Genomic DNA, 15,849 nt, shown 5'->3' with positions numbered 1-15,849 from the left:
CGATCCACCATCCGCCAGCCCGGGGCCCCGGTGCAATGCGTTGCCCGAATCGGGGCGGATCGCGGCTGGCTGCGCTTTACGCCCACGGCCCACGCGCGCGCCTCGTTGCCTGAGATAAGATGCGCATCGCCTTTTTGCGTTTGCACTCATGTGCGTCTACCGACCTTCGGGATACCAGAATGATGACCCCCTCTAGAACCGCAGGCATTGCCACGCTTGCGATCGCATCGCTCCTGATGGTGACGGCCTGTGGATCGGACGATCCGGGGACCTCCGGCGCGGCTCCCATTGCCGATGGCGCGGACGCGATCCCGGCCGACCAGAGCCCGCCCCCGGCCGCGATGCCAGGCCGAAAACTGCCGGAGATTGATGGGGGCGCCCGCGAGCCCGTCAATATCGATGGGGCGACGACGCTGACACAGCGGTTTCTCTCCCCGCCCGCGTCCGAGATCTCACAGATCGGCGTGATAGTCGGAACCTACGGAGGCGAGTCCGACGGCCATCTCGTGCTTGAACTGTGCCAGGCCGCGCGTTGCGCCACCGGCGAGACGGCGCTCTCCACCGTGGCCGACAATACGTTCGCCATGACCCAACTCGACTCGCCCTTCCAGGTGATGGGTGATCAGGCGCTCTCGATCTCCATTTCGACGCGTGACGCCTCCAAGGCCGTGGCCGTCTGGGCCTACGACGTTCCTGCGGCAGTGGAGACCTCGGCCGAATCGGACGATGGCACCGGCACCGCGGTATCGCTCGAGAACACCAGCTTTCTGTTCCAGTATCTGTAAGCGGACGCGCCCTGCTGCATGACTGGCTGCGTGCCTGCGTGCAGCGGGGGACGTTTCATCTTTGAGGAAGCGTGTCCGTGCACCGAGCGCGTTGACCCGGCGCGTCTTTCATTCAGGCCTGGGTCCCCGGGCTCCGTTTGATCATTCTGGGCGCCCCCGGGGCGCCCGGCGAACGCATCGAGCGCGACGCCGTAGCAGCACGCAGAACGCGTACGCGATGGCCCCAGCCTCTCCCGGGCGTCAAGCCGGAATCCGTAACCCGTCGGCCACTGCCGTGGCCGCGGGTGACCGCGGGATGACGCAGGCCGGGGCTTCCTGCCGTCAGGCGCTTTCTTGCGGCGCAAGCCGGTGGCGCGGCGGAAACGCGTAATCGAAGGTATCCCCGCCGCTCGCCAGGTTCGGGCTGTAAGCGGGATCCTGCGCGAGCAGGTCGGACCAGCGCTGGTTCATGATGTCGACTTCGCGCAGGAACCGCTCTCGCTTTTCCGGCGCATCGTCACCACCGCGCGATGCGGACTCGTGGTGCACCAGCTCGGCGTAGGGCGTCCAGAGGTTGCGGTAGCCCAGCGCGCGGATGCGCAGGCAGAAGTCGACATCGTTGTAGGCCACCGCGAGCGACTCGTCCAGCCCGCCCACCTGCTCGTAGACCGACCGGCGCACGACGAGACATGCCGCGGTGACCGCCGAATAGTTCTGCAGCAGCCGGGCCCGGAACATATGCCCGAACCAGCCTTTGGGCCGGCCGCCGTAGGCGCTGACCGCCACGCCATTGAACCCCAGCACGATGCCGGCATGCTGGATGGTGCCGTCCGGGAAATAGAGCATCGCGCCCACCGCGCCGATGTCCGGGCGCAGCGCCTGGGACACCATTTCCTTCAGCCAGCCGGGCGCGCTGACTTCGATGTCGTTGTTGAGCAGGCAGATCACCTCGCCGCGAGCGTTGGCGACGCCGAGGTTGTTGAGGGCCGAGTAGTTGAACGGCTGGTCGTGGCGCACGACGCGCACGCGCGCGTCCTGCGACACGCGCGCCAGATACGCCAGCGTCTTTGGCTCGACCGATCCGTTGTCGACGATGACCACTTCCAGTTCGGGGTAGTCGGTGTCCTGCAGGATGCCGCGCACGGCCATCGACAGCAGTTCCAGGCGGTCGCGGGTGGCGATGACCACCGACACGAGCGGCGCGTCTGCGGGCAGTGCGTTCCTGACCCGGTAATTGCCGGGGTGCCCGGGAATCTCGACGACCTCGGCCGCACGCCCGACCCGGTCCAGATGCGACTGGATGGTCTTCATCGCCGCGAAATGGGCGTAATTCTTCTCGCCCGGAGCCAACGCCGTCGAGCCGGGAATCGCCCGCCAGTGATAGAGCACGTGCGGCACGTGGCCGATCTGATCGGCGTCCAGCTGTTCGACGCAGCGCAAGGCAAGATCCCAGTCCTGGCTGCCCTCGTACCCGGTGCGGAACCTGCCGACGGATTCGACGAGTGCCCGCTCGTAGACGCCGAAGTGACTGACGCAGTTGTGTGACAGCAGCAGGTCGTGGTTCCAATCCGGCTTGAAGTACGGATCGAAGCGCACGCCCTTGTCGTCCATCTTGTCCTCATCGCTGTAGGCCATACGCCAACGAGGATTCGCCATGAACCCCGCGACCATTTCCTGCAGGGCGCGGGGATGGAGTTCGTCGTCATGATCGAGCAGCGCGATGTACTGTCCGGTGGCCATGTCCAGCGCGGTGTTGGATGCCTGCGAGATGTGGCCGTTGGACTCACGCACGACGTAGCGCACGCGCGGGTCCATCTGCGCATATTCGGCGAGGATCTGCGCGACATGCGGCTGGGGGGACGCGTCGTCGGCGATGCACAGTTCCCAATGGGGATAGGTCTGCTCACGCACGCTTTCGATGCATCGACGGAGCCAGCGCGCGGGCGGGTTGTAGGTAGGCACGACGATGCTGACCAGCGGCGAGCCCTGCGTGTGGTCCCCGGCGGCGGTCTCGGGCGCACCCGGCAGGCTGCCGTAAGTGTCGAGCCACCGGCCGTAGTCCAGCGGATCCATGCTCCGGTGGCGGTGCACGCGCGAGGCGGCATACAGGAAATCGCCGACGTCCCGCGCGCCATTGGACAGCCCACGCCGCATGAGTTCGAGAATGAACGCCATCCGCGCCTCAAGCCTGGTCGTGCTACGGAGCCCGTCCAGGAACAGCCGCGTTGCCGCCTCGACGCGCCCCAGGGCGCGCAGGCGCGGATTGGCCAGCCTCAATTCGGCCTTCATGACGGTAGGATCGAACCGCAGTGCCACGACGGGTGCCGGGAACATGACGACCATGTCGCCGTCGAAGGCTCCGCCCGCACCGACGTCAATCGCGAATTCGATCTTGTTGGCCTCGCTGAAGCCTTGCCCGTAATCGACATACAGGCACGGCGTGGACAGCCGGCCGGACACCACGTCGATGCGCAGGTCCAACTGGTACCAGCCGCCCGCAATACGGTCGATGCGGCACAGGAATGCCGGGTCGGCGCCAGTCGCGCGCCACGGCGCCAGGCCGTTGGCCGCGTTGCCGGCTGCTGTCAGTTGCTGGATCGGGGCCAGTTCGAGCTCGATCGTTCCATCAGTGTGCGTCATCGTCCAGTTTCCGATCTGTTGCAATGGGTAATCCGCGCCTGCTGTCGCGGCTTGGGTGTGAATATGGATTGCCAGCATCCGGACGCGCTGGCATCCGGGGAGGCTGCGTGGTGGACGCGGGCCTCATGCAGGGCGCGCACGCCGGAGCCAGCTGCACGGACGCGGCGACAGCGCTCCACGACGCTCATTCGCGAACGCGCCGGAACCATCCCGACATCCTGCGGAGGATGCCTCCAACCGACCGACGCTTCAGGTGTTCCAGATCCGCGCCGACCGTCTCCAGCCTGTCGCGGGTTGCCAACTGCTGCGCGGACAGGTCCCGCATGGCGCTGCCGATCGCATCCACGGAACCGCCAAGTCTTCCGGTTGCGGCATGCAGGCTTTGCGACACCGCATCCAGCTGTTTCAGCAGCCCATCAGCACGTTCGTTGGCCAGCACAACGTCGCCTTGGACAGCCTGGATGCCAGAGGCCAGGTCCTGTGTCACCGCGTGCAGGCTCTGCGAAACGGTATCCAGCTGCTCGAGCAATCCGTCCACCCGCTGCCCGGTCACCGTCACGGCGCTGCGCAAGGTGTGCACACCGGCATGGATGCCCTCGGCCACCGCATGCAGGCTCTGCGAGATTGCATCCTGCTGTTCCAGCACGCTGCCGACGCGATCGCCAACGTGCCCCACGCCTGCGTGCAGACTCTGCGAGACGGTATCCAACTGCTCGAGTAATCCGTCCACCCGCTGCCCGGTCACCGTCACGGCGCTGCGCAAGGTGTGCACACCGGCATGGATGCCCTCGGCCACCGCATGCAGGCTCTGCGAGATTGCATCCTGCTGTTCCAGCACGCTGCCGACACGATCACCGACGTGCGCCACGCCCGCGTGCAGGCTCTGCGACAGCGCGTCCTGCTGTTCCAGCACGCTGCCGAGGCGATCGCCGACGTGCGCCACGCCCGCGTGCAGGCTTTGCGACAGCGCGTCCTGCTGTTCCAGTACGCTGCCGACACGATCACCGATGTGCGCTACACCGGCGTGCAGGCTTTGCGAGACGGTATCCAGCTGCTCCAGCAATCCGTCCACCCGTTGCCCGGTCACGGCCACCTCGCTGCGCAAGGTGTGCACACCGGCATGGATGCCCTGTGTCACCGCATGCAGGCTCTGCGACATTGCGTCCTGCTGTTCCAGCACGCTGCCGACGCGATCGCCGACGTGCGCCACGCTCGTGTGCAGGCTCTGCGACACCAGGTCGAGCTGCTGGAGCAGGATGCCGCTACCGGTACTGCTTCCGACCGGACCGCTGCTGTCGAGATCCGTCGGCAACCCGATCTCGAGCACCTCACGCAAGCGCTCGTGCTGATCCACCCCTGTCACCGCGGACTGGAAACCTTCTTCCAGACGAAGCTGTGCCTCTACCCACTCCTGCCCATGCCCCGGGAACACGCGGGACAGCACCTGGCGTACGAAGTCACCGACCTGCTGAACACCCTCAGTCGACTGCATCGGAGCGACAGCCGTTCCGGCGTACGTGAACAACAGGCTGCGCAGGGTGAGCCACCCGAGAGTCGGTGATGGCACCTCCCACTCGCGATCGAAATAGACCATCCGCCCTTCCAGGGTGGACACCAGGTTGAACGGCGTGGCATCGATGTAGCGGTCGGGAAGGACCTGCGACGGATCGTCGGTCGTGATTTCGACACCGTCTTCCGCGAGGATGTCGCGCAGGTGCCGCAGATAGCGTGCGGTCACGTCCGCCAGTTCGTCGAGGGCCCATCCCGGCCTGGTCAGCACGGCGCGGAACTCCTCCACCAGCAGCGGGCCGCGATGGTAGGCATCGACTTCCGACACGCGCATTCGGACATCGCCGTCGTCCGCCTGCTGGTCCGACAACGCTCGGGAATGCACGCTCAGACATCCGTTGTCCTCCCGGACGAAACGGCTTTCGCGGGCGAACATCCCCGCCCTCTGTGTGCTGTAGTGCCAAGCGAGCGTGGCATCGTTCCAAGACACATCCTTCCCGTCGCCCGCGCGCACGAGAAAGGAGTTGCCGAGATCGAGCAGCAGCCGGTTGTCGCCGATCCCGGTCCAGGCGCGCTGCAGGTTGAACGTGGTTGCACCCAGCTGACGGTCCCGGCGAACCGCCTGAGCGGCCAGCGTTCCCGCATCGAACTCCTGCGGATCGGCCCGGAGGCCGCTCGGACCGATGATGCTCACCGGCGTCTTGTAATCGGGCATCGGCACGTGGAAGTCGCGTCGCGCGAATCCGGCCTCCGACAGCAACGCGTCGAGCTCCCCACGTCCCCAAGTGCGGACGCCGTCGCTGCGATAGCGTCCCTCCACACCCACCATGGGCGTGCCCAAATGGTCTTCAGGCGCGCCAGCCAGATATTTGAGGCCGAATTTGTTCTCGATGGCGAGAAACATGCTGCCGCCAGGCGCGAGCATGGCACGTACGCTGCGCAGCATGTCCAGCGCCGGCTTCGGCGCCTGGGAGAACACATTGGCGTACTCCAGCACGCCGATCAGCGTGATCACGTCGAACTTGGTTTCCGGTGCGAAATCCTGGAACCGTTCGGCGAGGACCTGGACATTGTCCAGTCCGCGGGCACGCTCCCGGGCAATCGCCGCCCGCCGCCTCGACCCTTCCAGCGCCAGCACCTGCGCGCCCGTCTCGCCCAGGAACCGGGTCACCGCGCCGCATCCTGCTCCGATCTCGAGCACACGGGTCTTGGCGGCGAAACTTCCGGAAAACGGGCGGAGCAGGTTGGACCGCTCGTTGGAGAGGTGGTAGAAGCTCGGCCAGTCGGTGCATGCGGCACGCAGTTCCGGCGAGAACACGCTGACGTCCCGAGCCTCGCGCAGCGTGGACAACAGCCCGTCCTCGGACGAGTCGCCATCGCTGTACGCAATGCCGGCAAAGTCGCCCCGGCCCCAGACGTGATCCTCGAACCGCGTGTAGCCGGCCGCTGCCAGTATTTTTTGCATGTCGGTCATGCGATTCCCGTTGTCGTTCCGTCGCCGCGCCACTGGGGCGGCCACAGGCATTAGGGGCTGGAGACGTCGACCATTTCGAGCCCCAGGTCGGCCATCCCGAAGAAGTCCGCGTTGCCGACCTTCACATGGATGCTGTCGTAGCGGCGGTCGTGCGGCACCACGCTGTGCTCGTTGCGGCTCGCAACGCCGACGGAGATGAAGTAGTCGCCGTCGGCAAGGCGGAAATCGAGCCGAATGCGAATGTCGACAACCGATCCACGTGTCCCACTGTCAGTCCAGCCCGGCAATGGTTTGTATTCGGTGTTGCTTCCGTAGACGACCACGCCCTCGGCGGTCTTGACGGTGACCCCGAGGATCGGCCTGACCACTTCCCGGTCGAATGCGATACGCAAGGCGAGGGTCGCATTCGCCCCCGACTCCACCATCGACGGGTACAAGCGGCCCAACGAACTCAATTCGAAATCGACGATCCGTGCGGCACGGTCTCCCCAGCGGAATTCGCTCGGATTGTAATTCGGCCGCGCCTCGAAGCCGGCGTCATCGCCCACGAATGCCGCGGGGCAGGTGTCCTCGGCAGGCAGAGGCGGCGCGAGGTCGACCTCGTGCTCCACTTCGTCCTTTTCCACGCCGAATAGAACGTCGTAGTAGTGATTGACCACGTCCTTGGGCCGGCCCTGCAGCAGCTGGCGCCCGCCGTCGAGGAGATGCGCGCGATCACAGTGCTGCACGATCTGGTCTGCCGAATGGCTGACCAGCAGGATGGCCGTGCCGGCATCCTTGAGCTGTCTGAGCCGCGCGAAGCATTTGGCCTGGAACCGGGCATCGCCCACGGCCAGGGCTTCGTCCACGATCAGCAACTGGGGATCGACCTGCGCCTGCACGGCGAACGCCAGCCGCACCACCATGCCGCTGGAATAGTTACGAACGGGCTGGTCGATGAACTCACCGATATCCGCGAACGCCAGGATTGCATCCAGCTTGGCTTCGATTTCCCGGCGATCCAATCCGAGGACCGCAGCGTTCAAGTAAACATTCTCCCGACCAGTGAACTCGGGATTGAATCCACTGCCCAGTTCCAGCAGCGCTGCGACGCGACCATGAACCTTGACTTGCCCTTCGGTAGGGGCCAGCGTGCCGGCAAGCAACTGCAGCAAAGTCGACTTGCCCGAGCCGTTGCGACCGACAACGCCTACAGTCTCGCCATGGCGGACCTGCAGGTCCACGCCCCGCAACGCCCAGAATTCCTTGAAATAACGCTTACTCTCGACACCGACGAGTCCCTGCAGCAGGCGATGCACCGGCTTGGCGTATACGCGGTAGCACTTGCCAAGCCCCTGTGCGTCCACCACGAACTCGCCGTGGGCTGTTTCCAGGTGCTGAATTTCAGAGGACATCGGCAAACCCCGTGCGCGTTTTCTGGAACACCGCATAGCCGAAAGCTGCGAAGAGCGTCGCGCCAAGCGCATACATCGCCAATCCGAGCCAGTCCGGCATGCGTCCCCAGAACAACAGTTCGCGCGCCTGGTCGATGATGAAGGTCAACGGATTGAGCTTGAAAATAATCTGGAAGTGCTCCGGAAGCGTCTCCACCGGCACGATGGCCGAAGACAGGAACAACATGGCCGTGGCTACAACGCCCGCGACCTGACTGATGTCACGCAGATAGACGCCGAGCGATGACAGCAGCCAACCCATGCCGAGCACGCCGATCGCCAGCGGCAGGAACACGACAGGCAAGAGAAGCGCGCCCATCGGCAACTCGTGGCGCAACAGAAAATTGACCAGCAAGAACACCACAATGTTCATGCAGGCATGGAACAACGCCGAGATCGTCACCACCACCGGCATCAGTTCGAGCGGGAATACGATCCTCTTGACGAGGTTTGGACTCGATACGATCAGGCTGGGCGAACGGGTCAGGCACTCGGCAAAAAACCCGTGGACGATCAGACCGATGAACAGCAGCATGGCGAAATCGCCGAGGTTGTCCGACGCTCCGGGCCATCGCGCCTTGAGGACATACCCAAATGCAAGGGTGTAGACCACCAGCATCAGGAACGGGCTGAGCAGGGACCAGAAGATCCCGAAACTGGCGCCCCGATACCGACCCAGCACATCGCGGCGAACCAGCTCCCACAGCAGGTTCCGGTGCTTGCCGAAAATGGACGTCAACCCGGTCATGCGGCGAGCGCGCGGTCGATATCTGCGCGCAGGTCTTCCAGACCTTCCACACCCACACTCAACCGCACCAGCTCATCTGAGATCCCCAGTCGCGCACGGTTCTCCACCGGCACCGACGCATGCGTCATCACCGCGGGATGATTGACCAGGCTCTCCACGCCACCAAGTGACTCGGCGAGGGTGAACAGTTCGGTGCGTTCGCAGAACCGCTTCGCGGCTTCGAAACCGCCCTTGATGCGGACCGAGATGATGCCGCCGAAGCCATCCATCTGCCGCTTCGCAAGGGCGTGCTGCGGGTGCGAGGCGAGACCGGGATAGATCACCTGCTCAACCGCGGGATGCGCGTCGAGAAACTCCGCCAGGGCCTGCGCGTTCTCGCAGTGCGCTTTCATGCGCAGGTGCAGGGTCTTGAGACCGCGCAGCGCGAGGAAGCTGTCGAAGGGGCCCTGCACCGCACCGCATGAGTTCTGCAGGAACGCGAGCTGCTCGGCGAGTTCGGCGTTGTCGCCGACCACCAGCATGCCGCCGACCATGTCGGAGTGGCCGTTGAGGTACTTGGTGGCCGAATGCATGACGATGTCGGCGCCGTGTTCGATCGGGCGCTGCAGGATCGGCGAGGCGAAGGTGTTGTCGACCACGACGATCAGGCCGCGCTTGTGCGCGATGTCCGCGATCGCGCGGATGTCGACGATCTTCAACATCGGATTGGTCGGCGTTTCGATCCAGACCAGCTTGGTCTTGTCGGTGATCGCGGCCTCGAATGTCGCCGGATCAGTCATGTCGACATAACTGAAGGACAGGCCAGCGCTGCGTGTGCGCACGCGCTCGAACAGGCGATAGCTGCCGCCGTAGAGGTCGTCCATCGCGATGACATGGTCGCCGCTGTCAAGTAGCTCGAGCAGGGTCGCCGTGGCCGCCATGCCGGATGCGAACGCAAAACCGCGGGTGCCGCCTTCCAGGCCCGCGACGCAACGTTCGTAGGCGAAGCGCGTCGGGTTGTGGGTGCGCGAATACTCGAAGCCCTGGTGTTCGCCCGGGCTGGACTGTGCGTAGGTGGAGGTCGCGTAGATCGGCGGCATCACCGCGCCCGTCGAGGGGTCGGGCGACTGGCCGGCGTGGATGGCCAAGGTGGCCAGCGCGTAATCGCGCTGCCGGGAACTGGATTCGGACATGACAGCTTCCTGAAAGGACGGGAGATTCTAGCCAGCAGTCCTGAACCACTGGTTCAGAACCGCGGCGATCAACTCGTGGGCGTCACTGCACCCGGCGGCGCAGGTAGTTCAGCAGATCGATCCGCGTGATCAGGCCGAGGAACTGCTCACCTTCCGTGACGATCGCAACCTGCCCGCGATCAAACACCGGGAGCAGCGCTTCCACGGGCGATTTGACGTCCAGGAAGTCGAGCTTGCTGACCATTGCCGACGACACAGGTTCACGAAAGCGTGCTTCGTCACCGTAGACATGCAGCAGCACGTCGCTTTCGTCCAGGATGCCGACGATGCGGTCACCGTCCATCACCGGCAGCTGCGAGATCTCGTAGAGCTTCATGCGCTGGTAGGCCGTGACCAGCAGGTCGGTGGGCTGCAGCACCACCGTGTCGCGACGCGAGTACGGGCGCAGGATCAGGTCGCGCAGGTCGCCGTACTGCTCGCGCTCCAGGAAGCCGTTGTCGAGCATCCAGTAATCGTTGTAGAGCTTGCTCAGATATTTGTTGCCGGTGTCGCAGACGAATACCAGCACTTTCTTCGGCGTGGTCTGCGCGCGGCAGTACTTGAGGGCGGCGGCGAGCAGCGTGCCGGTCGACGAGCCGCCGAGAATGCCCTCGGTGCGCAGCAGCTCGCGCGCGGCGAGGAAGCTTTCCTGGTCGCTGATCGCATACGCCTGCTTGACCCGCGAGAAATCGGAGATGTCCGGCAGGAAATCCTCGCCGATGCCCTCGACCATCCAACTGCCCGACTTGTCGTTGAGCACGCCGTCGTTGATGTATTCGGCGAGGATCGAGCCAACCGGATCGGCCAGCACGAGTTCGACATCCGCCGCGTCCTTGGCGAAGCAGCGGGACAGGCCGGTCATCGTGCCGGAACTGCCGCAGCCGAACACGATCGCGTCCAAGCCGCCCACCTCACTCATCTGCCGCAGGATCTCCGGCCCGGTGCCATGCTCGTGCGCGGCCGGGTTGTCGGGATTGCCGAACTGGTTGATGAAGTACGCGCCCGGGGTCTCGCGCGCGATGCGCTCGGCGAGGTCCTGGTAGTACTCGGGATGGCCCTTGGCGACGTCGGAGCGGGTCAGCACGACCTCGGCGCCCATCGCCTTGAGGTTGAAGATCTTCTCCCGGCTCATCTTGTCGGGCACAACGAGGATGAGCTTGTAGCCTTTCTGCTGGGCCACCAGCGCCAGGCCGATACCGGTATTGCCGGCGGTACCTTCCACCAGAGTCGCGCCGGGCGCGATGTCACCACGCGCTTCGGCGGCTTCGATCATGCGCAGACCGATACGGTCCTTGATGGAGCCACCCGGATTCTGGCTCTCGAGCTTGAAATAGAGTTCGCAGGGGCCCGCGTCGAGGCGGCGCGCACGCACGATGGGCGTGTCGGCGATCAGGTCGAGAACGGAGTCGGCGATCGGCATTGCGGGTCCGGGTTGCAACGAGACAGGCGATGATTATCGCATCCGCGGACAACATCCGCGGGCGATGGCGACCGACGAGGATAGCCGCCACCGCCCGCGACAGCCGGAACCTAGTGTTTCTGCATCTGGTCGTACATCTGGGTCAGGCGATCCTTGGCCGCGAGCTTCTCGCGCTTCATCTGCGACAGCGTGGTCTCATCGACGGCGAGCACGCCGAGCTCCGCGTTCAGCACTTTCTTGTCCAGCTCCTTGTGCCGGTAGTAGAGCTGCCGGAACTCGACGTTTCCTTTCATGATCTCTTCGAGTTCGGTCTGCGATTGCGCTTCGAACATGGAATCCTCCTGACTGGAAATACGAACGCCCCGACCGGCGACGGACGGGGCGCTACGTGGGCTGCATCCAGGGACGCGGCGCGGACAATCCGATCAGCTCTCCGTCGCCATCGTATGGACGGACTGCGGGGACCTGTCGCGGGATCATCTCGGTCATCGGCCTGGCTCAGTGACCGGATGGCGGAAGGAATCGGTGCCACCCGGATCACCGACCCTACTCCTCGGCCCGGAGGCCTACAAGCGCCGCCACTCCGAACACGGCATGCGGCACGGAAACGCTTACAAACCAGACGGCCGCAAACCGCGCAGCAGCGCGGCCGGGACGATCAAAATCGGATAAGCAATTGATTTCAAATGGGTTCAGCCTGACGAAAAACTAACAGACCGTCTCAGGCGAGCACGCTGCCACGCGAACTGGCGTGTAACCCCGGCAGGCCGACCACCGCCGGCCCGCCACCGTCACGGCTGCTCGAGGCTCTTGAGCAGCTCGGCCTCCCGGCGGCGCAATTCGGCGTCGCGCTGGCGTGCGGCGCGCAGCTTGGCCGCTTCACCGCTGGCCACGCCCTGCAGCACCGTCTCTGCCTGTTGGCGCGCGGCGCCCTCTTCCTCGGCAGCCAGACGCAGACGCGCGGCCTCCTCGGTCTGGATCTGGGCCTGGATGCGCAGGCGCTCGGCTTCCTGACGGGCGCGCACGGCGTCCTGCCGACTGGCTTCCACGATCAATGCGCTGCGCTCGCGCTCGAGCTGGGTCAGCTCCCGGCGCGTCGCTTCCGTGCGCGCGGCGAGCTCGGCCGTCTCGACACGCCACTGGGCGATTTGCAGCGCGGCGGCCCGCTGGTTGCTGCGGGCAGTCGCGAGCGCTGCCAGCGACTGGCGCGCCTGCAGACGCTCGTAGGCCGCGGTGCCGGCCGTGTCCGGATTCGCATCGATCGCCTGCAGCCGCTGCTGGAGGATCGCCGGCTCACCCTCGGGCCCGCTCTGGGCAGCGGCCGCGAACGGGACCAGCAGGGCCAGGATCAGGCCATACGTCATCTTCGATTGCATCGTGCTCATTCCTCCGCCTGCAGGCGTTGGCGCAGATTGGTGATCTCGGCCCGGCGGGCGGCCAGCTCGGATTCGGTCTCCGCCTGCCGCGCACGGGCATGAGCGAGATCGGCGAGCGCGCTGGCCGACAAGGCCAGCGTACGGGCCTCGTCCGCGCGGCCCGTGCCCATCGCGGCCTGGGCCTGCGACAGCGCGCGGCGGGCCTGCTCGATGTCGCCGGGTGCGTACTGGTCCGCGTCTGCATCGCCCGCGCGGGCGATCGACAACTGCGCGGCCGCGAGCTCTTCGGTGGGCGGCGGCGTGGTCGCGCAACCAGCGAGACCCAAAGTGCCTGCAAGGGCGAGCCCGTACAGGATTGGACGGATGTATGCGAAGCTTGTGTTCATCGAAAATCGTGCCCGGACGCCTGATCGGGTCATTGTGGTCAGCCGCCACCGGATGCGCAACGCAGACCGGTCGCACCTGGGGAGTTCGTACATGGATATCGGCTACTTCCTGAAGCTGATGACCGACAAGAATGCGTCCGACATGTTCCTGAGCACCGGCGCGCCGGTGTACATCAAGGTCGAAGGCACGCTCTACCCGCTCGGCAGTACGGGCCTGCCGCCGGGCATGGTCCGCAAGATCGCCTATTCGCTGATGGATGAGAGCCAGATCCAGCAGTTCGAGCGCGATTTCGAGCTCAACATGGCCTACTCGCTGCAGGACGCCGGGCGCTTTCGCGTCAATGTGTTCAAACAGCGCGGCGAGACCGGCATGGTCATCCGCGCGATCCGCAGCAATATTCCGAGCATCGAGGAACTGCAGCTGCCGCAGGTGCTCAAGGACATCATCATGGCGCCGCGCGGCCTGGTGCTGATCGTCGGCTCCACGGGTTCGGGCAAGTCGACCACGCTGGCCTCGATGATCGACCACCGCAACGCGAACACCTCGGGCCACATCCTCACCATCGAGGATCCCATCGAATACCTGCACCGGCACAAGAAGTCGCTGGTCAACCAGCGCGAGGTCGGGCTCGACACGCTGACCTTCCACAACGCGCTCAAGAACGCGATGCGTGAGGCGCCTGACGTCATCCTGATCGGCGAGATTCTGGACGCGACGACCATGGAAGCGGCGATCTCCTTCGCCGAGACCGGCCACATCTGCCTGGCGACGCTGCACTCCAACAACGCCGACCAGACGATTGAGCGCATCCTCAACTTCTTCCCCGAGGCCGCGCACAAGAACGTGCTGATGAATCTCGCGCTGAACCTGCGCGCGGTGGTCTCGCAGCGCCTGGTCGCCGGCAATGACGGTCGCCGCATGCCGGCGACCGAGGTCCTGCTCAACACGCCGATGATCCGCGACCTGCTGCGCCGCGGTCAGGTGCACGAGATCAAGCAGGCGATGGAGGATTCGCTGGAGGACGGCATGGAGACCTTCGACCAGTGTCTGTTCCGGCTGTACAAGGAGGGCCGGATCGAGCGCGAGACCGCGTTGCGGGCGGCAGATTCGCGCGATGGCCTGGACCTGAAGTTCCGTCTGTCGGAAGGCGGCTCCGGTAGTCACGACCCCTACGCTGACGTGTTCGCCACCGACCACTGACGCGCGTCAGGCGGGCGGCGCGTCTGCCTGCCGTTCTGGCGCCGCCGCATCGAAAGCGGGTAACGCGGCGCAGGCCGTCTCGATGCGACGGATCGTCGGATACGGCGCCAGATCGATGCCGAAGCGACGCGCATTGTAGAGCTGTGGCAAGAGTGCACAGTCGGCGATCGTCGGCGCATCGCCGACGCAAAATTCGCCCTGGCCGTACTGCACAAGCAGGGCCTCGAACGCCTCCAGTCCATCCTGCACCCAGCGCGCGACCCAGCGCGTGCGCGCGTCCTGCGGCACCTGCAGCGCATGCTCGAGATACTGCAGCACGCGCAGGTTGCCGAGCGGATGGATGTCGCACGCCACCAACTGCGCGAGGGCGCGGGCACGCTGACGCAACAGCGCGTCGCGCGGCAGCAATGGCACGTCCGGAAACACCTCATCGAGGTATTCGATGATCGCCAGCGACTGGGTCAGCACCGCATCCCCGTGCTGCAGCGTCGGCACCAGCTTCTGCGGATTACGCACGGCGAATGACGGCAACCGCTGCTCGCCGCCGCCCTGCACCAGATGCACCGGCACGCTGTCGAAGGCCAGTCCCTTGAGATGCAGGGCGATGCGCACGCGATAGGCCGCGCTGGAGCGCCAGTAGGTGTGCAGCGTCAGCGCGACCGTCATCGGCTTACTCCGGCAGTGCCTGGCGTTCGATCACCTGCTCGATCGCACCGAAGATGCTCGCGCCATTGGCGTCGAGCATCTCGATGCGAACGGTGTCGCCGAACGCCATGAACGGCGTCTTCGGTGCGCCCTGCTCCAGCGTCTCGACGGTGCGCTTCTCGGCAAAGCACGAGGCGCCCTTCGACGTATCCTCGTTGGCGATCGTGCCCGAGCCAACGATCGTGCCGGCGACCAGCGGTCGCGTCTTCGCCGCATGCGCGACCAGCTGCGAGAAGTCGAACTGCATGTCGACACCCGCTTCCGGCGCGCCGAACCATTCGCCGTTGATGTGCGTGAGCAGCGGCAGGTGCAGTTTGTTGCCCCGCCAGGCATCGCCCAGCTCGTCCGGCGTGACGAACACCGGGCTCAGCGCAGAACGCGGCTTGGCCTGCAGGAAGCCGAAGCCCTTGGCCAGCTCGCCTGGAATCAGGTTGCGCAGGCTGACGTCGTTGACCAGACCGATCAACTGGATATGTCCCGCGGCCTGCTCGGACGTGACCGCCATCGGCACGTCATCGGTGATCACGACGATCTCGGCCTCGAGATCGATCCCGTGATCTTCGCTGGTCACCTTGACGGTGTCGCGCGGGCCGTAGAATCCGGCGCTGGTCGCCTGGTACATCAGCGGATCGGTGTAGAAGCTCTCCGGCACTTCGGCGCCACGCGCGCGGCGCACGCGCTCGACGTGCGGCAGATAGGCGCTGCCGTCGACGAACTCATAGGCCCGGGGCAGTGGCGCGGCCAGGCGCGCCACATCCAGATCGAACACGCCGTCGGCGTCGCCGGCATTGAGCGATTCGTACAGCGCGTTGAGACGCGGCGCGGCGTTCGACCAGTCGTCGAGCGCCTGCTGCAGCGTCGCGGCGATGCCGGTCGCGCGCACCGCGCGGCCCAGGTCGCGCGAGACAACGATCAGGGTGCCGTCGCGGCCGCCCTCCTTCAAAGAACCCAGCTTCATGGCAACTCCGGTTGGCGTCGGCTA

At 65.4% G+C, this 15,849-nt stretch carries 13 protein-coding genes; 2 read left to right on the top strand and 11 right to left on the bottom strand.

What is annotated here, in order from left to right; genetic code table 11:
* The first annotated feature begins 179 nt into the window (after positions 1-179).
* Complete coding sequence (locus J2X52_RS09685; RefSeq protein ID WP_310152203.1) at positions 180-785, top strand: hypothetical protein; 606 nt, start codon at positions 180-182, stop codon at positions 783-785.
* Between the two features lie 321 nt (positions 786-1,106).
* Here J2X52_RS09685 and J2X52_RS09680 read toward each other — a convergent pair whose 3' ends face one another.
* From J2X52_RS09680 to J2X52_RS09640, 9 genes are all read right to left on the bottom strand, one after another.
* On the bottom strand, positions 1,107-3,404 hold the full coding sequence (locus J2X52_RS09680) for a glycosyltransferase family 2 protein (protein WP_310152201.1): 2,298 nt from the start codon (positions 3,402-3,404) through the stop codon (positions 1,107-1,109).
* A gap of 184 nt (positions 3,405-3,588) precedes the next feature.
* A complete protein-coding gene (locus J2X52_RS09675; RefSeq protein WP_310152198.1) occupies positions 3,589-6,387 on the bottom strand; it encodes a methyltransferase in 2,799 nt (932 codons plus the stop codon).
* A gap of 50 nt (positions 6,388-6,437) precedes the next feature.
* Positions 6,438-7,781 (bottom strand): ABC transporter ATP-binding protein, encoded by a 1,344-nt coding sequence (locus J2X52_RS09670; RefSeq protein WP_310152195.1) that lies wholly within the window; start codon positions 7,779-7,781, stop codon positions 6,438-6,440.
* A complete protein-coding gene (locus J2X52_RS09665; RefSeq protein ID WP_310152191.1) occupies positions 7,771-8,568 on the bottom strand; it encodes an ABC transporter permease in 798 nt (265 codons plus the stop codon). Before J2X52_RS09665 ends, J2X52_RS09670 begins: the two co-directional genes overlap by 11 nt.
* Positions 8,565-9,740, bottom strand: coding sequence for a cystathionine gamma-synthase (locus tag J2X52_RS09660; RefSeq protein ID WP_310152188.1), 1,176 nt, complete (start codon positions 9,738-9,740; stop codon positions 8,565-8,567). Before J2X52_RS09660 ends, J2X52_RS09665 begins: the two co-directional genes overlap by 4 nt.
* Positions 9,741-9,822: 82 nt before the next feature.
* A complete protein-coding gene (locus J2X52_RS09655; RefSeq protein ID WP_310152185.1) occupies positions 9,823-11,199 on the bottom strand; it encodes a pyridoxal-phosphate dependent enzyme in 1,377 nt (458 codons plus the stop codon).
* 110 nt (positions 11,200-11,309) lie between these two features.
* On the bottom strand, positions 11,310-11,531 hold the full coding sequence (locus tag J2X52_RS09650) for a YdcH family protein (RefSeq protein WP_310152182.1): 222 nt from the start codon (positions 11,529-11,531) through the stop codon (positions 11,310-11,312).
* 459 nt (positions 11,532-11,990) lie between these two features.
* The gene (locus J2X52_RS09645; RefSeq protein WP_310152180.1) at positions 11,991-12,575 is read right to left on the bottom strand and encodes a hypothetical protein; all 585 of its coding nucleotides are present in this window, start codon (positions 12,573-12,575) and stop codon (positions 11,991-11,993) included.
* Positions 12,576-12,580: 5 nt separating this feature from the next.
* Positions 12,581-12,961: a DUF4398 domain-containing protein gene (locus J2X52_RS09640; RefSeq protein WP_310152178.1), complete on the bottom strand. Its 381-nt coding sequence runs from the start codon at positions 12,959-12,961 to the stop codon at positions 12,581-12,583.
* Positions 12,962-13,052: 91 nt separating this feature from the next.
* Between J2X52_RS09640 and J2X52_RS09635 the strand changes: the two genes are divergently transcribed.
* Entirely contained in the window at positions 13,053-14,162 is a 1,110-nt protein-coding gene (locus J2X52_RS09635) for a PilT/PilU family type 4a pilus ATPase (RefSeq protein ID WP_310152175.1), read from the top strand.
* A 6-nt stretch (positions 14,163-14,168) separates the two neighbouring features.
* On the opposite strand, the gene maiA is transcribed toward J2X52_RS09635, so the two are convergent.
* Together maiA and J2X52_RS09625 are read right to left on the bottom strand one after the other, a co-directional pair.
* Positions 14,169-14,828 carry a maleylacetoacetate isomerase gene (gene maiA / locus J2X52_RS09630; protein ID WP_310152172.1) on the bottom strand — a complete coding sequence of 220 codons (660 nt, stop codon included), beginning with the start codon at positions 14,826-14,828 and terminating at the stop codon, positions 14,169-14,171.
* Between the two features lie 4 nt (positions 14,829-14,832).
* The gene (locus J2X52_RS09625; protein WP_310152169.1) at positions 14,833-15,825 is read right to left on the bottom strand and encodes a fumarylacetoacetate hydrolase family protein; all 993 of its coding nucleotides are present in this window, start codon (positions 15,823-15,825) and stop codon (positions 14,833-14,835) included.
* Positions 15,826-15,849 lie beyond the last annotated feature (24 nt).

This window comes from Luteimonas sp. 3794, assembly GCF_031456825.1.
In the GTDB taxonomy this organism is placed as follows: Bacteria; Pseudomonadota; Gammaproteobacteria; order Xanthomonadales; family Xanthomonadaceae; genus Luteimonas.
This window is presented reverse-complemented; position numbering and strand designations above follow the sequence as displayed.